The organism is Acinetobacter sp. YH12045 (genome assembly GCF_013419925.1).
GTDB lineage: Bacteria > Pseudomonadota > Gammaproteobacteria > Pseudomonadales > Moraxellaceae > Acinetobacter > Acinetobacter amyesii.
The window spans coordinates 40,587-61,894 of sequence record NZ_VOZE01000014.1; the positions used below are offsets into that span (position 1 = coordinate 40,587).

Here is a 21,308-nt window from a genome sequence, read left to right on the forward strand (position 1 = left end):
GATTTATGTCGGGTATTAAAGTCATCTATGCGTATAGGGTTAGTAGGGTTGTGTGGAATATTCAGCATTTTGAGTATGCAAACAGCATCCGCTGATTTTTTACCCCCTGATCAAGCATTTGCTTTTCAGGCTGTATCGACAGCGCAAGACCAAGCCAGCTTCACGTGGCGTATTGCTGATGGTTATTATCTGTATCATGATCAGATTAAAGTCATTGAAAATGGCAAAGCATTATCACTGCAACTGCCTCGTCCACAGCAAAAAGATGACCCCAATTTCGGCATGACCGACGTACATTATGGGCAAGTGCAAGCGACTGTCGCAATGCAACCCAATCAAAGCTATAAAATTGAATGGCAAGGCTGTGCCGAAAGTGGCTTATGTTATCCAGTACAGCGCACCACCATTCAAACCGATGCAGATGGATTACTCCCTGCAAGCAATCTGAGTCAGCAAAGCACAACGCAAAAGAAATTATTAGATGCAGTCACATCGTCGTCATTACCCAATACTGCAGTACCTGTAGAACCACAGGCGAAAAACACTGAAACTGTAACCGTTGTAACGCCAGCAAATACAGCAGAAGTCAAAGAGGATGAAAATGGTTTAAGTCCCTCTTCTGAAGTGACTGCTTTAACAGAACCTAGCGAAGCCAGTGCGCCAGAGCTAGATGATGCCTTGATGATGCAGGCAAGTTCTGAATCTGTGACTACAACGAATGCTGAACAGCGTACGAAGCAGGTCGATTGGAACAACGACCAGTACTTCTTTTATTTACTTTCAACAGACAATATTGCACTGAATCTGATCATTTTTTTAGGTTTAGGTGTATTGCTCGCATTCTTACCATGTTCCTTACCACTGATTCCGATCTTATCCAGTATTTTGGTACAACGTCATCGTGGCTATCGTGCTGGCATGATTGCAGGTGTCTTTGTGGTCGGAATGGCATTGGTTTATGCCTTGATGGGTTTAGCTGTGGCAGGACTTGGCTATAACTTCCAACGTTGGTTACAAAGTCCCATCTTTATTGGGTTATTTGCGGTCATGTTTGTGCTGTTTGCACTGAATTTATTTGGCGTATTCCAGTTGTCTTTACCACAAGGTGTATTACAGCGTTTAGATCAATGGCAACAACGACAAAAAGGTGGAACCTTATGGGGCTCATTCATTATGGGCATGATCTCTGCGCTAATTGTCGGACCCTGTATGAGTGCGCCATTGGCAGGGGCTTTGCTGTTTGTTGCGCAATTACCTGAACCGTGGATGGGGGCTAGTTACCTGTTTATTCTAGGTCTAGGTGTGGGCTTACCATTGTTGATTGCCTGTGTGTTTGGTACGCAGTACTTACCCAAACCGGGCGTGTGGATGGATCGTCTGAAATTCACTTTCGGTTTTGTCATGCTGTTGTTGGCGGTGTATTTCCTGCGTCCTTTACTACCGAGTGTGGTTTATTTGATGTTGATGGGACTCTTATTCATCGGTATCACGGTTTACATTTTATGGAAGATACGTCCGCATATTTTGCAAATGCCGATGCAACTGCTGTTGATTGCTATGAGCTTAGCGACCGCAATATCGGGTGGATGGTATATCACGCAAGCATGGTCACAACTGAGTACAACACAAGCCATCACATTAGTCGCATGGCAAAAAGTACGTACCCAAGCCGAGCTTGAACAGGCACTAAATCAAGTCAAAGGACAAGCAGTGCTCATAGATGTGTATGCCGATTGGTGTGTGGCTTGTCAGCCGATTGAAAAAGAGGTGTTACCTCGTGCCGATGTACAAACAGCTTTAGATGCTGTTGCTCGAATCAAACTCGACTTAACAGAATATGAAGCAAGTCAAGATATTGTGCTGAAAGACTGGCAGATTTTAGGACCACCTACCATGATTTTCTTAGATGTACACCATCAAGAACAGCGCAATCTACGTTTGACGGGTACCTTTAGTGCAGCGCAACTCTTGAGCCGATTAAACCGAGGTACACCGCCATGATCTCAAGCGAAGCACTGCATCTTGGACCATTCATGTTGCCATGGGGACTGTTGTGTTTGGTGTTGGCTTTGCTGGTCAGTGCCATGATTGGACGAAAAGTCGGGCAAGAAGCACAGTGGTCAACCGAAATCCAACAGCGTTTCCAAGATTCGATTTGGAGTAGTGTTTGGATCGGATTACTCGGTGCACGCCTAGTCTTTATTGGATTAAATCTGGAATCTTATCTCGTATCGCCCATTGATATGCTGAAAATTCAAGACAAAGGGTTTCATCTGATTGGCGGGATAATTATTGGATGTGCATGGTTTTGGTGGCGAAATTCAGCCATTGCGAACAAAGCAAAAGCCACATTATTACTGATCTTTGTCCTGCTTATGGGGGCAGGATGGACAGTACAAAAAATCATGCATCAAGATAGCCATTATCCAAATTTGAGTTTTCCAAGTCTGAAGCTTGCCCATCAAGATCTGTCAGAAATCATTGCGCTAAAACAATTTCAAGGTCAGCCCACGGTTGTAAATTTATGGGCGAGTTGGTGTCCGCCGTGTCATCGTGAAATGCCTGTATTACAGCGTGCGCAGGATCAATATCCTGAGGTGCATTTTGTCATGCTCAATCAAGGGGAAGAGGTCGATACCGTCCGTGCTTATCTCACAAAACATCACTTCAGTTTTAAACACGTTCTGCTAGATGTGCAGGGTGAAATGCCCCAAGCAGTGAACAGTTTAGGTTTACCCACTACCTTATTTTTCAATGCACAAGGTCAGTTGATTGCGCGTCATCAAGGAGAACTCAGTCAAGCGATGTTGCAACAATACTTAAAGAAAATGAATCCATAAATTGATCATAGGATATGCGTCATGAATACTTTACTTAAAACCAGTTTATTCATCGGAACACTGTTGACGGTAGCATGTGGTGTCAGTGCCAATCCGAATGCCATTAAAAAACAACTAGAAAAAGAAGGCTTTCAATTTGTAAAACAAATTCCTGCACCCGAAGGTTTAACAGGTTGGGTAGGGCATGAAGATCAATATTCCAATACCATTTTTATTTCTAAAGATGGTAAATATTATATAAAAGGTGAGTTGTTTGATGCCCAAGGCAATAATCTTTCAAACACCCAAATTGAAACCCATATGAAAAAAGCCATTTTGGATGATGTATGGAAAACATTAGAAGATTCAACCTGGATTCAAGATGGCAAAACCGATGCGCCACGTATTGTCTATGTATTCTCAGATCCCAATTGCCCGTATTGCCATAAATTTTGGCAAGAAGCACGTCCTTGGGTAGAGTCAGCTAAGGTACAATTACGTCATATTCAGGTCGGCATTATTCGTGAAGAAAGTCGTGCTCAGGTAGCAACTTTACTCATGTCAAAAAATCCAATAGCGGTATTTCATGATATCAATGTCAATCGTGGCAAAAATCGTCTTAAACCAGCTGAAAATATTCCTTTAGAGATTGCAGAAAAAATTGATTTTAACCAAAGCTTAATGGGCAAATATGGTTTCTTCTCAACACCATCCATTGCTTGGCGTGACAGCAAGGGGAACTTCAAGTCCGCACAAGGGATGCCGAGTGATCTCAAAGAAATCTTTGAAAAATAAGTAAAATGGATGTTCACCAAGCCAACACAACAGCGCGTCTAAGATCATGCTAAGCTCAACGTCAACGACTTAAACATCAGGGGGCGCAATGTCAAATTTACAAGATCCACGCGTATTGTTCGCTTTGGAACGTACAGCATTGGCATGGAACCGCAGTGGTTTAGCCCTGATAGCCTTTGGTTTTGTGATTGAAAAATCAAATGTATTGCTACAACTACTGCACCCTGAGGAATATCAGCACAAAATTATCTATGGACAGTGGCTGGGCATTGCCGTGATTGTGTTTGGTTTATTGGTGAACTTTGCCTCAATTTTGCAATATCGTCGAGGATTGAGCTCATTAACCGAACAGGAATTTATTGCGGATTATCAGAGCCAACATCCCGTGTGGCTGAATTTATTGACCATGCTGACTGGGTTTTTACTGATCATCTCATTTTGGATTTACTAAACTTGGCTGAGCCTCCATACAAAAGCATGCACAAGAATGTTTATTCCTGACAGTACAATTGATACAGCGTTTGCATAATACCCAGCACTTTAGGGTCTGCCATTTGATAAAAAATTTGTTTGCCTTCGCGACGTGTCGAAACAATTTTATTGTTCCGTAAAACGGTCAATTGTTGCGATAGGGTCGGCTGATGAATATCGGTACATTCCTCAATTTGCTGAACATTTAATTCGCCATTGATCAACACACATAAAATTTTTAAACGGTCAGGATTTGATAACACTTTCAAACAATTGGAAACGGTATCAACCTGCGTAAATTCAATTTTTAAGTTATCGATTGCGATATTCATAACGTCTAACCCGAATCATAAAAAGCAAAAGGAGCAAAGTATATCGAGATAATAACATAAAATGACTTGATTAATATATAAAGTTATATAATATAAGTTTAAATATTGTTTATGGCGCGTTAACTATGCATGATTTTGTGACAGCGTTTCTTGGTGGTGCTCTGTTGGGTATAGCAGTGGTGGGTTATTTGTATGTCCATGGGCGTATTGCAGGCATCAGTGGCTTGATTGCGCAGGTACTGAATCCACAGACGATTTTTAAAACGCCTGCACTGTGGTTTCTTTCAGGCTTGATCATCACGCCATTTATTTATGGTCTTTTTGTACAACCAGAGATTATCGTGTCTGCTAGCCCATTAATGATGATTATTGCTGGTTTACTGGTGGGTTTTGGTACCCGCTTAGGTTCTGGTTGTACCAGTGGTCACGGTATTTGTGGGATCAGCCGATTATCTAAACGTTCCATCATTGCAACTATGACCTTTATGTTTGCAGGCTTTATTGCTGTATATGTCGTTCGTCACTTGATTGGAGCATTCTAAAATGAAAAACTTTTTAGCTTTTGTATTTGGTTCGCTTTTTTCAGTGGGTTTGATGTTCTCTGGCATGTCTAATCCGCAAAAAGTGATCGATTTTTTAGACATATTTGGTAATTGGGATGCAAGCCTTGCCTTTGTAATGATGGGGGCAATTGCTGTGGCATTTATTCCATTCCAAAAAGCGGTACGTAGCAGTGCACCAACCACAGTATTTAATGAGCAGATTGATTTACCAAGTAACAATAAAATTGATTCAAAGCTTATTATCGGTGCCTTAATATTTGGTGCAGGATGGGGGATTGCCGGCATTTGCCCAGCGCCAAGTTTCACCTTAATTGGCTTAGGACATTATCAAGTTTTATATTTTATAGGGGCGATGCTTGCAGGCGTGTTGATTCACCGTAAATGGTCAGGAGCTTAATTATGCAACAACCGATTGTTCAGGATTTTTTTGATCAAGCGACCAATACATTTAGTTATGTGGTGAGTGATCCGGTAACCAAGCGCTGCGCTATCATTGACAGTGTTTTGGACTATGATGCGGCTTCGGCAACCACCTCGACCACCCATGCTGATGCAATCATTGCATATGTCAAAGTACAAGATTTAAAAGTAGATTGGATTTTGGAAACCCATGTGCATGCCGATCATTTGACTGCAGCACAGTATTTAAAATCTGTACTCGGTGGCAAAATTGCCATGAGTCATCATATTGCCTTGGTGCAAGAAACCTTTAGTGCCATTTATAATTTAGATATCAAGCAGTTTAATGCTCAACAACCATTTGATTATTTATTTGATGATCATGAGCATTTTCATATTGGTGAGCTAGAGGCCTATAACATCCCGACACCAGGTCATACGCCTGCATGTTTAAGTTATGTAGTGGGTGATGCAGTTTTTGTCGGTGATACTTTATTTATGCCAGATTATGGCACAGCACGTTGTGATTTTCCGCGTGGTAGTGCAGATACCTTATTTGATTCGGTGCAAAAACTGTATCAATTGCCAGTGTCCACCCGAGTGTTCTTATGCCATGACTATTTGCCAAAAACGCGTGATGAATATCACTGCCAAACCGATATTCAAACGCAAAAAGAGCACAATATTCATATTCATGAGGGAACTACAAAATCTGAATTTGTGCAGATGCGTCATGAGCGGGATGCAACATTAAGTATGCCTAAACTGATTTTGCCGTCGATTCAAATCAATATGAAAGCGGGTCAATTTCCTGAACCTGAAGAAAATGGGGTGTCGTATTTAAAGTTACCGCTTAATTTTTTTAAAACCTAAAAATATTGTATTTCAAATTATTAAAGACTTATTTATGTCTTTATCTTAAAAATTCATATTTATATCTTTAAAGTGAATATTCACTTTAAAGATCTTGGTATTTTAGGTATATTTATTCTATAAAGCTGACTTGTATGATCGGATTTCAAGGAAGCACTGATTTTTTTAAGTATTTTTGCTTTCGTTGGCATCTGTTGAGAGAATATGTTGCTAAGACAGAGTGGACTGTTTTTTGCAATTTTAACTTTAGTTTTGCAAATCGCAGTATATTTACAACCACTATTACCCGAAGAATTTCAAATTGCTCCGGTATGTCTCTCTATTACACATAATTTACTGTCCCCAGAAAAGCACAAACACGTACATGAGACGTATAACGAACTTGTTCATCATCTGACCCACGATCATAATCACGACGATCACAATGGACATAACCATCAATGCCAATACTGTACCGTCTATGGTGATGTTGTCCTACCTTTTGATTTTGAGATAGTTGAAATCATCGATAAGATTCAAGTCCGTCTAAGTTTCTATAAAGATGCTTTCCGACATGTATATTTCTCACTGCAAAGGCTTTACTTACTTCCACAAGGTAGGGCACCTCCACACACACTTTAAATCCTAATCAGACCAACAATTTGAATTGTTGATTTACCTCGGTATTTAAAGAGTGATTTTATGAAACTTTATATTTTTGCACCGTTTAGTGGATGCGAACAGAATCGGTTCGCCTATATCATTAGGCTAAAACAATTGATCAAATCCCAACAGATTCACAACAGTCTGCGTCATCGTACTGATCTATCTTTCCTAAAGCAGTCCCGAAATTATGGGCCGTTTGTGGTTCACCGCATAATTCCACAATAAGGTGATAGACATGGATTTAGGTTTGACAGCACTTGAATTGGCGCGAATTCAATTCGCTTTTACAGTTTCTTTTCATATTATTTTCCCTGCAATTTCCATTGGGCTAGCAAGTTTTCTTGCGGTCTTAGAATGGCGTTGGCTTAAAACACAAGATCCCGTTTACCGAGATCTGTTCCAATTTTGGATCAAGGTGTTTGCATTGTCTTTCGGAATGGGAGTGGTTTCAGGGGTAGTCATGAGCTACCAATTTGGCACCAACTGGAGTGAATTCTCTCGTATTGCGGGTAGTGTCACTGGCCCCTTACTCAGTTATGAGGTCTTGAGTGCCTTCTTCTTAGAAGCGGGTTTCTTAGGCATTATGCTGTTTGGGTGGGGAAGAGTGGGTCCTAAAACCCATTTCTTTGCCACACTGATGGTGGCAATTGGCACCTGTATTTCCATGTTTTGGATTTTATCTTCCAATAGCTGGATGCAAACTCCACAAGGCTTTAGCTTTGAAAATGGCATTATAGTGCCGCAAGATTGGTTTGCTATCGTTTTTAACCCATCATTCCCTTATCGCTTAGCGCATATGGCTCTAGCAGCATTCCTTGTATCTGGCTTATTGGTCGCTGCTACTGCAGCATGGCACTTACTCAAAGGTCGCCGTGATGCCTTAGTAAAAAAATCATTTTCTATGGCGATGTGGATGATTCTCGCACTTGCACCTTTACAGGTATTTGTGGGGGATATGCATGGTCTAAATACATTAGAACATCAACCTGCGAAACTTGCTGCAATTGAAGGACATTGGGAAACTAATAAAGATCATGGCATGCCGTTATATTTGTTCGGTATTCCTGATATGGAGGCGGAAGAAACCAAGTATGCAATTGGCATTCCGAACCTCGGTAGTCTGATCATGACGCACACCTTAGAGGGAGAGGTGAAAGGCTTAAAAGACTTTGCCCCTGAAGATCGACCAAACTCGCTCATAGTATTTTGGAGCTTCCGCATTATGGTCGGTATGGGAGTCTTGATGATTTTGCTTGCTCTGATGGGTGCATGGTTGCGTAAAACTGGGAAATTTTATGAGTCAAAATGGCTACACAAATTTGCCTTATGTATGGGACCTTCAGGCTTTATTGCCCTGCTTGCTGGTTGGTTTACCACAGAAGTCGGTCGTCAACCTTGGGTCGTGTATGGCGTACTGCGTACCAAAGACGCCTTGTCACCAGTATCGGCAGAACAAGTCGGTTTAACCTTAATAATCTTTGTGATCGTGTACTGCATCGTATTTGGTATTGGGATTTATTACATGCTCAAATTGATGGTTAAAGGACCACAGTTCATTCATTCTCAAGCCCATAGCGATGGTGAGGTCATTCGTGCATCAAATCGTCCAATGAGTACGATTGATGAGTCGCTTGAAGTACAACCACAGGAGAAAAACCATGATTGATTTATCCTTAATTTGGGTAGTAATCATTGCTGTAGGTGTGCTGATTTATGTGGTACTCGATGGCTTTGATTTAGGGATTGGTATCCTTTTTCCTTTAGTAAAAGATCGCCAAGAACGCGATGTGATGATGAATACCGTTGCACCAGTTTGGGATGGCAATGAAACTTGGATGGTTTTAGGTGGTGCAGGCTTATTTGCGGCATTTCCATTGGTGTATTCGACTGTGCTTTCTGCGCTGTATATGCCGATTATCTTAATGGTCATCTCACTGATTTTCCGTGGTGTCGCCTTTGAGTTTCGTTTTAAAGCGAACCGCACTAAACATTTATGGGATCAAGCGTTTATTTGGGGCTCGATCTTAGCATCATTCTTCCAAGGTATGATTTTAGGTGCTTATATCCAAGGGATTGAAACCACCAATGGTATTTATAGTGGTGGCGGATTGGATTGGCTGACCCCATTTTCAATTTTTACTGGGATTGCTGTAGTGGTGCTGTATGCCACCTTGGGCTGTGGTTGGCTGATTTTTAAAACGGATGCACGTGTTCAAAATCATATGTTTAGCCTCATGCCAAAACTGATTATCGCCTTATTTGTGATTTTTGCTGCAGTGAGTATTTACACCCCATTGGTACATGCAGAGATTGCAAATCGTTGGTTTAGCTTGCCGCAACTGTACTATTTTAGTCCTGTGCCGATTTTAGTATTGATCTTCACATTATTGGCTTTACGTGCCTGTAAAAGACGTCAGGAATTTGCGCCATTTATTTATACACTTGTCTTAGTTGTGCTGGCATATACAGGGTTCTTAATCAGTCTATGGCCAAATATCATCCCACCATCCGTCACCATTTGGCAGGCAGCAGCACCGCAAAGCAGTCAATTGTTCGCCTTGATTGGAGCATTGGTGCTGATACCGATTATTTTGTTCTATACCGCACTGTCGTATTGGGTGTTCCGTGACAAAGTTCGTGTCGGCGATGATGGCTATCATTAAGGAGAATCATCATGAAACTGAATCAAGCAGGCTGGTTTATTGTGCTATGGCTTAGTGGTGTCTTGAGTTTGGCGCTTGTCGCAGGGTTCTTTAGACTGCTGGTGCAGTGGGCTTACTAGAACCTATTCCTTAAATCTGAATCCACTATCTTGCCGGGTAAGATAGTGGATTTTTTTGAGGGACTAAAGGTGAATTGAGTAGGTAGAATATGACAATTTAAAGTGTCGAAATACATAAAATATATTTTTTTATATTCAATACTTCTTTTGAATGATTTTTCTGTTTTTTTAGCTTCTATATTGTTAAAACTAACATGAAGCATTGAAAAAATCTTAAGGAGCGTGAGTGGAACTTAAACAGCTCAAATATTTCATCACCATTGTAGAGTCTGGAAGTTTAGGCAAAGCTGCACAAAAACTTGAGGTTGGCACATCGGCACTCAGTCAACAGATTGCCAAACTTGAAGATGAACTCTGTACACGCTTATTACAGCGAAACTCAACAGGTGTGACGCCCACGCCAGCGGGTTTAGCATTTTTTAAGCAAGCTCAACTTTCTCTACGTCATGTGCAATATGCCATTGAGGCGGCGCATTCTTCACGATTGACAGGTCATGTGAGTGTTGGATTTTCACCCAGTATAGCGTCAGTTCTGGGCATACCATTTATGCAGCTCATGTCAGAGCGTTATCCTGATATTAAAATTCATTTAGTTGAAAGTCTCTCGGGAAATTTAACCAATTTAGTCAACTCAAGACAGCTCGACATTGCCATTATTTTTACCCAAGATGTCGATGCCAATTGGGCAGTACAACCGTTATTAAAAGAACAAATGTTTCTTATGGCAAATCGTTCTTTACTGAAAGAGTATGGCTTTGAACACTGCATTGAAAATGGAAAAATTGATTTAGAAAATGTGAATCGTTTGCCTCTGGTACTACCAAGCCAACGACATGGTCTACGTAAATTCATAGATCAAAAGGTTGAGGGGCTGGACGTAAATTATGAAGTTGATGGTTTACACTTACTCATGAACTGTGTCAGCAACTTAAATATGGCGACCATTCAACCTGTCAGTGCACATTTTGATTATCTCAAATCAGATATTTGTTTACTCAAAGTAGTCGAACCAGTGCTGGATCGAATTAATTATCTTATTAGTATTGCTGAAGAAGAGCTTTCTCCTGCAAGTATCGCCACCAAAGTAGCAATTAAAATTTGTGTTAAGCAGCTGATCAATAAAGGATTATGGTCAAGTGCAGAGCTATTAGACTTTTAGCCTATTTAATTTTATTAAACACCTATTTAAAAGTTGCCTATCACAGCGCTAGGCAGTTTTGGTCTTAAATTACATCAAATTCGAAAGGGAAGACATCGAATGCATGATGTAATTGTAATTGGCGGTGGGAATGCCGCTTTATGTGCAGCATTGACAGCAAGGGAGGCTGGGGCTTCAGTTTTATTGCTAGAAGCAGCACCAAAGGAATGGCGCGGTGGAAATTCACAACATACCCGTAACCTGCGTTGTATGCATGATGAACCTCAAGATGTATTAGTCGATGCCTACCCAGAAGAAGAATATTGGCAGGACTTACTCAAAGTGACTGCAGGTAAAACCAATGAGCATTTAGCGCGTTTAGTGATTCGCACGACGGCAACTTGCCGTAATTGGATGCGTCAACATGGGGTAAATTTTCAACCACCGTTATCAGGTGCCTTACATGTAGCACGGACCAATGCATTTTTTATGGGCGGTGGTAAAGCTTTGGTGAATGCCTATTTTAGAAGTGCAAAAGATTTAGGGGTCGAGATTCGCTACAACACAAAAATCAATGAACTGATTATTGAAGATGGGACATTTATTGCTGCAATTGCTGAAGATGGCACGCGTTTTGACGGCGCTTCATGTGTATTAGCTGCAGGTGGATTTGAATCCAATCGCGAATGGTTAAAAGAAGCGTGGGGACAAAATGAAAATGGCGAATGGCCTGCAGATCATTTCATTATCCGAGGTACACGCTTTAATCAAGGCAATTTATTAAAGTTTATGATTGATCAGGGGGCAGACATTATTGGTGACCCATCTCAATCACATTGTGTCGCAGTTGATGCGCGCGCGCCGTTGTACGATGGTGGCATTTGCACCCGTATTGACTGTGTTTCATTAGGTATTGTGGTCAATAAAAATGCACAACGTTTTTATGATGAAGGCGAAGATTTCTGGCCGAAACGTTATGCCATTTGGGGGCGTTTAGTTGCAAAACAGCCAAGTCAGATTGCGTATTCAATTATTGATTCAAAATCGGTTGGGCGTTTTATGCCACCTGTTTTTGAAGGTACTAAGGCAGATACGATCGAAGAATTGGCAGAAAAATTAAATCTAGATGTTGCAACTTTAGTTCAAACCGTGAAGGACTATAACCAAGCCTGTGTGGCGGGTGAGTTTAATCACACTGTACTGGATAATTGCCATACTGAGAATTTAACGCCCGCAAAAACACATTGGGCTGTTCCTTTAAACCAACCGCCATATTATGCCTACGCTTTACGTCCAGGCATTACTTTCACCTATCTAGGCTTAAAAGTCGAAGATGATGCCGCTGTGCGCTTTGAAAATGTCGCAAGTCCAAATCTATTTGTTGCAGGCGAAATGATGGCAGGCAATGTACTTGGGCAAGGCTACACAGCCGGTGTAGGTATGTCGATTGGAACGACATTTGGTCGGATTGCAGGAAAAAATGCGGCTCAAGCTGCATTTAAACTGGGAGTTTAAAGAATGAATGCAAATGTTAAAAACTTAATACCAGTTGTGCAGCTCTCGGATCATGAACAGCAAGTAAAACAGGCTTTACAGATTTGTAATGCATGTCGTTACTGCGAAACATTCTGTGCGGTTTTCCCTGCAATGACCAAAAGACTAGAGTTTACTCAAGCCGATATTCATTACATGGCAAATTTATGTCACAACTGTGGCGCATGTTTACATGCCTGTCAGTATGCGCCTCCGCATGAATTTGGCGTCAATATTCCTCAAGCCATGGCACAAGTCCGCCTAGAAACCTATCAAGAATTTGCAGTTCCTGCATCTTTTGGCGCGATTTATAAAAAGACCGGAATTCCGCTAGTTTCTGCGATGTCGGTATTTTTTGCATTACTGATGCTCTTGGGTGTTTGGCTCAATGGCACCAATATCTTTGGTCAATATCAAGGGAATTTTTATGCAATTTTTCCGCATAACTTTCTTGCCGTGTTATTTGGCTCTGTATTTATCTTAGCTTTTATGCTTTTGGGCTTGGGAATAGCAAAATTTTGGAAACAAACTTCAAAAATTATTCCAGAAGGCGTTGCTCAACCAGATATCTTACAAGCGTCAAAAAATGTCCTGACCTTAAAATATTTAGATGGTGGACATGGTAAAGGCTGTAATGAAGAAGATGATCGTTATACGCAAATCCGCCGAGTTTTCCATCACTTCACGATGTATGGATTTTTACTTTGCTTTATGGCAACCAGTGTCGCGACGATGTATCACTACTTTTTAGGCTTAGAAGCACCGTATGCCTACACCAGTTTACCGGTGATTTTAGGTACATTGGGCGGTATTGGTCTGATCATTGGACCGATCGGGCTGCTACATCTCAATATTAAACGACATCCGATGCATGGGGATGCAAAACAAAAACCAATGGACCGTGGTTTTATCTTCCTGTTATTGCTGATCAGCATTACAGGTCTGGCGTTATTGGCATTTCGCGATAGTTCCGCAATGGCTCTCTTGCTGATTGTTCATCTTGCAACCGTTATGACTTTCTTCTTGACGATCCCTTTTGGTAAGTTTGCGCACGGCTTTTACCGAAGTGCCGCATTACTGAAATTCGCCGTCGAAGAACGTGTCGCAAAACTTAAAACGAATTCAAAAACCAAGTAAGCACCCAAACCACAACCGGACCATGGAGGTCGATGATGGCTATAGGTAAGAAAATTGAATTTTTCAATGGACTACAACGTTATAAGGATATTTTAACAATGAAGAAATTAAAATGGTTAACCGTCGCTTGCACCAGTATTGCAGTCGTTGGCTGCGGCACAGGCAATGCCTCAAAAGATCCTGGTCATCCAAAACGTGCAGAATGTATTGCACCTGCAAAGCCGGGTGGTGGTTTTGATATGACCTGTAAGCTGATCCAATCCGGCTTTAAAGAAACAGAAGTATTAAAAGACCCCATGCGTGTGACCTATATGCCAGGCGGCGTTGGGGCCGTTGCTTACAATAAAATCGTGAATAATGATCCAGCAAATAACAATGCGGTCATCGCATTTTCAACTGGTTCTTTACTGAATTTGGCTCAAGGTAAATTTGGTAATTTTACTGAAAAGGATGTGAAGTGGCTTTCGGGTGTAGCTATTGATTACGGTTTAGTGGCAGTGCATAAGGATTCGCCATTAAAAACACTGGATGATCTGATGAAGGCGCTAAAAGAAAATCCCAAAGGGATCAGTTTTGGTGGCGCTGGCAGTGTGGGTGGTCAAGATTGGATGCAAACGGCAATTTTGGCTAAAAAGGCTGGGGTAAATCCTGCCAACATGAGTTTTGTAGCTCTCGAAGGCGGTGGCGAAGTATTAACAGCCTTGTTAGGTCAACATATTCAAGTGGGTGTGGGGAATGTGAGTGAAATTGGCTCACATCTCGAAGCGGGCAATATCCGCGTTCTAGCAGTGTTTTCAGATAAACGTTTAGCGGGTAAATTTTCTAACTTATTAACCGCGAAGGAACAAGGTTATGACTTGGAATGGCCTGTGATTCGTGGTTTCTACATGGGGCCAAAGGTCAGTGATGAAGCATATGCATGGTGGAAAAATGCCTTTGATAAAATGATGACCAATCAAAAATTTGATGCCGTTCGAGAAAATCAGGATCTGTTGCCATTTGAATTAACAGGTGAAGAAATTAGTGCTTATGTCTATAAGCAAACGGCTGAAATGCGTCAATTATCAGAAGAATATAAATTATCAAAATAACAAATACGCTGAGTTGAATGCCTTTTCAACTCAGTTTTTTGTTTTCGAGGATAGATGATGAAATCTGAACGGATTCTTACGGCCATCATTGCGGTCTGCGGTTTTTTCTTATTAATTTACGCATGCAATTTTGAAGCGCCTATTTCCTACGACCCTGTAGGACCGAAAGCCTTTCCAATTTTACTGATGGGTTTAATTACAGTGAGTGCCATTTATTTGACTGTGCGCCCAGCCATGATGTTTGAACCTGTTGAACTAGGTTGGAATAAGCATTTAATCGGCAAACTTGTTCTATGTACATTGGCATTGTCACTGTATGCGCTTTGCTTCGAATGGTTGGGATTTATCGCAGCAACGCTACTGATGACCATCGCGGTTGGGAAACTTTTTAACGGGAAAACAGTACCAGTTGTTATTACGGGTTTGGTGCTGAGTATGAGTACCTATTATCTGTTTGACCGTGTTTTGGATGTGCCATTGCCACTAGGCTTCTTGGGTTAGGGATGACAACGACATGGACATATTTAATTTCTTAATGACAGGTTTTGAAGTTGCCTTACAACCACAAAACTTACTCATTGCTTTTATTGGTGCATTTATTGGAACGATTGTCGGACTGTTGCCGGGATTGGGTCCAATCAATGGTGTTGCCATCTTATTACCTTTTGCCTATGCCTTAGGATTACCCGTTGATAGTGCCTTAATTTTATTGGCAGCTGTTTATCTCGGTTGTGAATATGGTGGACGAATTTCCGCAATTTTGCTGAATGTACCGGGCGATGCGGGTGCAATTATGACCACTTTAGATGGTTATCCTTTGGCTCAGCAAGGTAAGGCAGGTATTGCTTTATCCCTTTCATCTGTTAGCTCATTTATAGGTAGTACGATTGCCTTTATTGGGATCGTTTTATTTGCTCCGATTTTGGCACGATGGGCGGTTTCCTTTGGACCAGCGGAATACTTTGCCTTGATGGTTTTTGCAATTGTGTGCTTGACCGGTTTAGTCAGCACGCAACCATTTAAAACGTTAATCATGGCGCTGATCGGTCTGGCAATTTCGACCGTGGGTATGGATGCGATTACTGGTGTTTATCGTTTTACATTTGATAGTGTGGGTTTAAGTGACGGCATTGCCTTTACAACTGTGGTGATTGGTTTATTTAGTATCAGTGAAATTTTACTGCTGCTTGAACGGACCACGATGGGCAAAGTGGTTTTAGAACAAGGAAAACGCTCATTATTTAATGTTAAAGAGTTTCTGAGTGCCTTAGCCACCATGATTCGTGGATCTTTGATTGGGTTTTTCTCAGGGATTTTACCGGGCGCAGGTGCTAGTGTGGCGAGTGCCATGGCGTATACCACTGAACGGAAAATGGCGGGTGACAGTAGTAAATTTGGTAAAGGTGATCTACGTGGTTTGGCCGCGCCAGAAAGTGCTAATAACGCGGCAGCATGTGGTTCTTTTGTCCCAATGTTGACTTTAGGTGTGCCGGGTTCTGGAACAACTGCGGTCATGATGGGGGCTTTGACCATGTATAACATTACCCCAGGTCCGCAATTATTTACAGAGCAGCCTGTATTGGTTTGGGCATTGATTGCATCCTTAATGGTGGGGAATATTATCTTATTGATATTGAACTTACCTTTAGTTGGCTTCTTTGCGCGTTTACTTTCGATTCCAAGCTATATTTTGATTCCTATTATTGCAACCGTCAGCTTTGTTGGGGTATTTGCAATTCATAGCACTGTTTTCGATCTTGTGCTTTGTATGGGGCTCGGTATTGTTGGATATATCCTTCGAAAATTTGATTTTCCATTGGCACCTCTGATTCTTGGTTTTGTACTGGGTGAATTGATGGAGTCAAATCTACGACGTGCACTCTCCATTTCTCAAGGTGAGCTCAGTATTCTGTGGAGCAGTAACATCAGTATGGGACTATGGGTCATGTCAGCACTGTTGTTGATCTTGCCAATCGTCCGTAAATATCTATTCATTAAGAAGCAAAAAGCTTAAATGGAGAAGCAATGGTCAGCGAGTCTGACCATTGCTGTTAGATCATATGGAAATAATAAAATTAAATGCCAAAGGATTGGTATGCGCACTGATCGGTGCGCTCATCGCAAATTTACTTCATCTCCCTTTACCGTGGTTGCTCGGGCCATTACTCGCGGCTTTATTGTTTGGTTGTATAGGCCAACCACTCACATGTTCACCGCATTGGCGTAAAGTGGGACAAGTCATTATTGGTATGGTTTTGGGACTATATTTTACCCCAGCGCTAGTCCATGCTATTTCTGCCTATTGGATATTTATCGTACTCGGCATCTTATGGTCATTGATTTTGGGAACACTTATCGCAGGATTACAATATCGTATCAATGGTTTAGATTGGGCAACGGCGTGGTTTTCTTCTGCAATCGGCAGTGCCAGTGAAATGGTGAATATCGCAGAACATCACCATGCGCAAGTAGATAAAGTCGTTGCTGCACATAGTTTAAGAATTGTGGCACTTGTGGTGCTTGTACCAATCGTTTTAGCAGCATTATTTGATATTCATTGGGTGAGTCTAGACCCACACATCATTGATCACTTTGGAATTGTCCAAATTCTTCTTTTATTTGCTTTGGCCTGTTTGATAGCGAAAATATTTCAAAAATTCAATGTATTAAATGCGTGGGTTCTCGGACCATTAGTTATGGTGGGATTTCTTTCATTTTTCGGAGCATTGGAATTAAAATTCCCGACGTGGTTTACGGCCTTTGGACAAATATGTATAGGTTGGTCATTAGGCACAAAGTTTCCTTTTGGCTTTTTAAAAAGCCATAAAAAATTCATCGCCATCACGACCATTTTAAATTTGTTGGCATTAGGATTATCCATCCTGTTTGCATTGTTCTTGGTGTATATCAGTCACGCCAATGGAAAAATTTTAGTTTTAGGCTTATCTCCCGGCGGCATTGCAGAAATGTCTTTAATGGCAAAAGCTCTTGGATTAGCTGTGCCTATCGTGGTTGCGTTTCAACTATCACGGCTGATTTTTGTGATATTGACGACCAATTATTTTTATCAATTGAGCAAAAAAATATTTTTTAAAACAACAGATAAGCCTTAATTATCCCCAATTCAATCTTTGATTCAGATGAATTAAATAGAATACTTTCTATAAATTGCATTTGAAATAAAGTGGAGTAGAAGTTAGAAAAAAATGAGATTAATGAAAGATAGTTGAGAAAGCGGTCTTAAATGATGGTTTGAAAGTGAAGATGAGTAAGTGAGATCAATTTGATTCAGGACTGCTTTCGTCAGTCCCTTATTATTTTAATGCCGTTTTAGAGCAGTAAATTTTAAATTTCATTATTATGCAAAATTCGAAGATTTAACGTCAAAATTAAATTTCGCGCCAAACATCATTCTTATCTTTGAATGAAATCATAAAGTTAAATTTGTCATCATTACTTACCAAAAGGCCTTCTGGCGTTTGCATAATCACTTTTAAAACGGTACCAGTTTCAAAAACCAAAGGACTGCAATTTTCTTTATTTAATGTAATTGGTTTGAGTAATTCAACAATTGCACTTTCCATTTTACTTCCCCAAGCATCGGTTGTTAATTGAACTTAGCATATTATTGGTGAAGAAACAGGTTTTGTAAATGACGTGAGCTACATCGCAGAAAATATTTTAGAATTTTCCATAACTTAAGTTTAAATAATGGTTAAATAAATTAAGGTTTTTTAATCTATTGATATCAAAAATAATTTTAAAATATGACAAACTTTTTAACTGTAATTATATGTCCTAAGGTGTGTTTTTTGTTCCACAAACAATGACCAGATCATCGAAAGTGCATGATCAATAATGAATTTAAGGTGAATTTCAATTTTCATGCTTAAGCTAACAGAATGATGTGTCGTCTTGTATTTGATTGTTAAATTTCAGATTAAACAGCGTTAAATATTCAATCTGAACAAGAAAATTAATGAAATAAAACTTATCATCAGCAACTCAAACTAAAAACAAAGATTCAGGGAAATGTAGGACCAATGTTTAAATCTTTTTTTCCAAATCCAAAATGGTTTTTTGGATCATTCCTTATATGGTTCGTCATCAATATTGTCTTGTGGTATAGCGGTGGCAATAGTTGGGGTACGATGTTTGGTTTAGCTGCAAATTATCATCAAGCAGAGCTGCCTATTGGTATTAGCCGATTTTGGAGTCCCAAATTTTTATGGTTCTATGCTTGGTTTTTTGTAGCAATGGCACTCTTTGCAGCCTTTTGGAAGATTAAATCAGATAATCCTTGGCAACGATGGTCTGTGTGGGGAACCGCATTTATCCTGTTTAATGTTTGGTTTAGTGTGGAATGTAATGTCGTAATCAATGCTTGGTATAACCCATTCTATGATCTGATCCAGAAGATGCTTTCAGGTGGTGGGGGCGAAGTGGCGACGCTATATTCAGAGACGCTGACTTTTCTCTATGTGGCCATGGTATATGTCACACTGGCGGTATTGAACCTGTTTTTCGTTAGTCATTATGTTTTTCGTTGGCGTACCGCAATGAATGACTTTTATACTGCACATTGGGAAAAACTGAGAACCATCGAAGGTGCCTCACAGCGTATTCAAGAAGATACGATGCGTTTTGCGAGAACCACAGAAGGACTTGGGGTTAGCTTGGTTGAATCGGTGATGACCTTAATTGCATTTCTCCCTGTGCTGTTAACTTTGTCAACACATGTAAAGAAATTACCTGTCGTGGGGGAAATCACCTATGCATTAGTTTGGGCGGCAGTCCTTTGGGCAGTATTAGGGACGGTTATTTTAATGCTTGTGGGTTATAAACTACCGGGTTTGGAGTTTAATAATCAAAAAGTCGAAGCAGCATATCGTAAAGAATTAGTTTATGGTGAAGATTATGCAGATCGAGCAGACCCTCTCACATTAAAAGAATTATTTGGTAAAGTCCGATTTAATTATTTTAGACTGTATTTTCACTATGCTTATTTCAACCTAGTTCGTATTTGGTATATGCAGCTTGATAATATTTATGGGTACTTTGTATTGTTTCCAAGTATTGCAGCGGGAACAATCACGCTCGGTATATTAATGCAAATTTTAAATGTCTTTGGACGTGTACGTGATTCTTTCCAATACTTGATTTCCTCGTGGACAACCATTATTGAACTGATTTCTATTTACAAACGTTTAAAAGCATTTGAAAAAACAATTAATAATTAATTTTTAATCTTAAAAATGACCTGTAATTAATTACAGGTTTTTTTTATGGTTTTAATTAATGAGAATTACAAATAAATAAAATCAATAAATTGAAGAGGTTAGATCTTATTTCATGATTTTATAAAAAAAATGTAAATAAAAATACTTATTATGTAATTTTGGTAATTTTACGTATGTATATTGTATCCATATCGATGATTAATTTATAAAAATTACATTTTTGTTGAATTTTATCACATTTTATTTGCTTTTTTTTACATTTGAAATGCAAACAAAATCACATATTTTGGGTATTGGTGTGTATTTGTGTGCAAATTCATTCTTTCTGTTTGGCGTGAAGCATCTTAACAATGCGATAAAGAAAAAAACTTTAATATTTTTTTTAACTTTGCTGAACTGTTATGTGTCCATTCACATGCCTTTTGATTAATAAGATAAAGCTTGTGGTTAAAAAAATTTTTTAAATCATAAATATATAAATAAACCAGAGGGTAATTGTCATGTTACAAGTCCAAGTTGTATCAAAAGAACATCATTCTGTTTTAGAAAACATACAAACGAGTAATATTTTATTAAAGGAGGCTTCTGTTGTTGTTATACATACTTCAAAAGAAAATGTTTTAAGTATGGAGAGAAGTGGAAATACTTTAATTATAAAAATGAAAGACGGACAGCAACTAATAATTGAGAATTACTTTACAGATAATCCAAATGAAAACAATGTTGTACTAGAAGAAGATGATAAATTATATCTATTAGAAACAAATCCAAATCAAGCTGGATTATTTGAAATTAACTATAATCCGATCGATGAAATTAACCCTTTACTCTATTCAGATTCAACAGTTGGTTTATGGACGTGGTTAGTTCCTTTAGTTACTGCTGGAGGCATTTTAGCTTGGGCAAATAATGATTCAGATAGTTCATAGGGTTCGGGCAACTCAAATCAAGCACTCGATGCGGCAGAAAAAGCGGTAAAAGCAGCAGAAGATGCAAATAAAGCCGCAAAGGATGCTTTGACCGATGCACAAGCGGATGGATTAATTACCCCTGAAGAAAAGACCAAGCTTGAGCAAGCACTTGCCGATGCCAAAGCTGCTGAAGATGCTGCTCAGAAAGCTGTTGACGCATTAAAAGACAGTACTGAAAAAGACAACTTACAAGATCGTCTCGATAACTTAACGGATATCGTGATTCCACCTGTGACCGATGCAGATGGTAATGGCATTGATGATGCGGTGGATGCGCAAATTGCCGATGCAGAAGCAGCAGTGAAAGCAGCGGAAGATGCGTACCAAGCAGCAGAAGATGCATTAGAAGAAGCCAATGCAAACGGCTTAATCACCCCAACCGAAAAAGCTGAACTTGAAGAAGCCCTCCAAGCGGCACAAGACGCCAAAGACGCAGCGCAAGATGCGGTCGATGCCTTACCGTCGGCACCTGCAGCCGTACAAGATGCCAAAGATGGCTTCCAAGACCGTATTGATGCG

21 protein-coding genes and 2 pseudogenes are annotated in these 21,308 nt (G+C 40.1%); 21 read left to right on the top strand and 2 right to left on the bottom strand.

The window, feature by feature from the left end; all coding sequences use genetic code 11:
• The first annotated feature begins 75 nt into the window (after positions 1–75).
• The 4 genes from dsbD to FTU02_RS14055 all read left to right on the top strand — a co-directional run bounded on the left by dsbD (position 76) and on the right by FTU02_RS14055 (position 4,065).
• Positions 76–2,001 carry a protein-disulfide reductase DsbD gene (gene dsbD / locus FTU02_RS14040; RefSeq protein ID WP_257232789.1) on the top strand — a complete coding sequence of 642 codons (1,926 nt, stop codon included), beginning with the start codon at positions 76–78 and terminating at the stop codon, positions 1,999–2,001.
• Complete coding sequence (locus FTU02_RS14045; protein ID WP_180157676.1) at positions 1,998–2,840, top strand: TlpA disulfide reductase family protein; 843 nt, start codon at positions 1,998–2,000, stop codon at positions 2,838–2,840. Before dsbD ends, FTU02_RS14045 begins: the two co-directional genes overlap by 4 nt.
• A gap of 21 nt (positions 2,841–2,861) precedes the next feature.
• Entirely contained in the window at positions 2,862–3,614 is a 753-nt protein-coding gene (gene dsbG / locus FTU02_RS14050) for a thiol:disulfide interchange protein DsbG (RefSeq protein ID WP_180157678.1), read from the top strand.
• Between the two features lie 88 nt (positions 3,615–3,702).
• On the top strand, positions 3,703–4,065 hold the full coding sequence (locus FTU02_RS14055; protein WP_180157680.1) for a YidH family protein: 363 nt from the start codon (positions 3,703–3,705) through the stop codon (positions 4,063–4,065).
• A gap of 40 nt (positions 4,066–4,105) precedes the next feature.
• Here FTU02_RS14055 and FTU02_RS14060 read toward each other — a convergent pair whose 3' ends face one another.
• A complete protein-coding gene (locus FTU02_RS14060) occupies positions 4,106–4,417 on the bottom strand; it encodes a metalloregulator ArsR/SmtB family transcription factor (RefSeq protein WP_180157682.1) in 312 nt (103 codons plus the stop codon).
• 125 nt (positions 4,418–4,542) lie between these two features.
• On the opposite strand from FTU02_RS14060, the gene FTU02_RS14065 reads away from it, so the two are divergent.
• The 13 genes from FTU02_RS14065 (at position 4,543) to FTU02_RS14120 (ending at position 17,691) form a co-directional block, all read left to right on the top strand.
• A complete protein-coding gene (locus FTU02_RS14065) occupies positions 4,543–4,959 on the top strand; it encodes a YeeE/YedE family protein (RefSeq protein ID WP_180157684.1) in 417 nt (138 codons plus the stop codon).
• A 1-nt stretch (position 4,960) separates the two neighbouring features.
• Positions 4,961–5,377, top strand: a complete 417-nt coding sequence (locus FTU02_RS14070; RefSeq protein WP_180092321.1) for a DUF6691 family protein — start codon at positions 4,961–4,963, stop codon at positions 5,375–5,377.
• The gene (locus FTU02_RS14075; protein ID WP_180157702.1) at positions 5,377–6,252 is read left to right on the top strand and encodes an MBL fold metallo-hydrolase; all 876 of its coding nucleotides are present in this window, start codon (positions 5,377–5,379) and stop codon (positions 6,250–6,252) included. Before FTU02_RS14070 ends, FTU02_RS14075 begins: the two co-directional genes overlap by 1 nt.
• A gap of 207 nt (positions 6,253–6,459) precedes the next feature.
• Positions 6,460–6,873 (top strand): DUF2946 domain-containing protein, encoded by a 414-nt coding sequence (locus FTU02_RS16400; protein WP_078193302.1) that lies wholly within the window; start codon positions 6,460–6,462, stop codon positions 6,871–6,873.
• Between the two features lie 259 nt (positions 6,874–7,132).
• On the top strand, positions 7,133–8,563 hold the full coding sequence (locus FTU02_RS14080; RefSeq protein WP_180085258.1) for a cytochrome ubiquinol oxidase subunit I: 1,431 nt from the start codon (positions 7,133–7,135) through the stop codon (positions 8,561–8,563).
• On the top strand, positions 8,556–9,560 hold the full coding sequence (cydB, locus tag FTU02_RS14085; RefSeq protein WP_078193076.1) for a cytochrome d ubiquinol oxidase subunit II: 1,005 nt from the start codon (positions 8,556–8,558) through the stop codon (positions 9,558–9,560). The genes FTU02_RS14080 and cydB overlap by 8 nt, the downstream gene beginning before the upstream one ends.
• Before the next feature lie 345 nt (positions 9,561–9,905).
• The gene (locus tag FTU02_RS14090) at positions 9,906–10,838 is read left to right on the top strand and encodes a LysR family transcriptional regulator (protein ID WP_180157686.1); all 933 of its coding nucleotides are present in this window, start codon (positions 9,906–9,908) and stop codon (positions 10,836–10,838) included.
• A gap of 99 nt (positions 10,839–10,937) precedes the next feature.
• Positions 10,938–12,332, top strand: a complete 1,395-nt coding sequence (tcuA, locus tag FTU02_RS14095; RefSeq protein ID WP_180024033.1) for an FAD-dependent tricarballylate dehydrogenase TcuA — start codon at positions 10,938–10,940, stop codon at positions 12,330–12,332.
• A gap of 3 nt (positions 12,333–12,335) precedes the next feature.
• Positions 12,336–13,487 (top strand): tricarballylate utilization 4Fe-4S protein TcuB, encoded by a 1,152-nt coding sequence (tcuB, locus tag FTU02_RS14100; RefSeq protein ID WP_180157688.1) that lies wholly within the window; start codon positions 12,336–12,338, stop codon positions 13,485–13,487.
• Between the two features lie 35 nt (positions 13,488–13,522).
• The gene (locus tag FTU02_RS14105) at positions 13,523–14,578 is read left to right on the top strand and encodes a tripartite tricarboxylate transporter substrate binding protein (protein WP_180157690.1); all 1,056 of its coding nucleotides are present in this window, start codon (positions 13,523–13,525) and stop codon (positions 14,576–14,578) included.
• Positions 14,579–14,632: 54 nt separating this feature from the next.
• Positions 14,633–15,079: a tripartite tricarboxylate transporter TctB family protein gene (locus FTU02_RS14110; RefSeq protein WP_180102382.1), complete on the top strand. Its 447-nt coding sequence runs from the start codon at positions 14,633–14,635 to the stop codon at positions 15,077–15,079.
• 13 nt (positions 15,080–15,092) lie between these two features.
• The gene (locus tag FTU02_RS14115; protein ID WP_180157692.1) at positions 15,093–16,592 is read left to right on the top strand and encodes a tripartite tricarboxylate transporter permease; all 1,500 of its coding nucleotides are present in this window, start codon (positions 15,093–15,095) and stop codon (positions 16,590–16,592) included.
• Positions 16,593–16,638: 46 nt separating this feature from the next.
• Positions 16,639–17,691 carry an AbrB family transcriptional regulator gene (locus FTU02_RS14120; protein WP_078193068.1) on the top strand — a complete coding sequence of 351 codons (1,053 nt, stop codon included), beginning with the start codon at positions 16,639–16,641 and terminating at the stop codon, positions 17,689–17,691.
• 276 nt (positions 17,692–17,967) lie between these two features.
• On the opposite strand, the gene FTU02_RS14125 is transcribed toward FTU02_RS14120, so the two are convergent.
• Positions 17,968–18,162 carry a hypothetical protein gene (locus FTU02_RS14125; RefSeq protein WP_078193067.1) on the bottom strand — a complete coding sequence of 65 codons (195 nt, stop codon included), beginning with the start codon at positions 18,160–18,162 and terminating at the stop codon, positions 17,968–17,970.
• Positions 18,163–18,621: 459 nt separating this feature from the next.
• Here FTU02_RS14125 and sbmA point away from each other — a divergent pair, with 459 nt between their 5' ends.
• The 4 genes and pseudogenes from sbmA to FTU02_RS16535 all read left to right on the top strand — a co-directional run.
• Positions 18,622–19,818, top strand: coding sequence for a peptide antibiotic transporter SbmA (gene sbmA / locus FTU02_RS14130; protein ID WP_180157694.1), 1,197 nt, complete (start codon positions 18,622–18,624; stop codon positions 19,816–19,818).
• A gap of 500 nt (positions 19,819–20,318) precedes the next feature.
• Positions 20,319–20,747, top strand: a complete 429-nt coding sequence (locus tag FTU02_RS14135; protein WP_180157696.1) for a BapA prefix-like domain-containing protein — start codon at positions 20,319–20,321, stop codon at positions 20,745–20,747.
• Between the two features lie 30 nt (positions 20,748–20,777).
• Positions 20,778–21,032: pseudogene (locus FTU02_RS16530) on the top strand (hypothetical protein); the annotation flags it as partial.
• Positions 21,033–21,056: 24 nt separating this feature from the next.
• Positions 21,057–21,308, top strand: a pseudogene (locus FTU02_RS16535) (hypothetical protein); the annotation flags it as partial.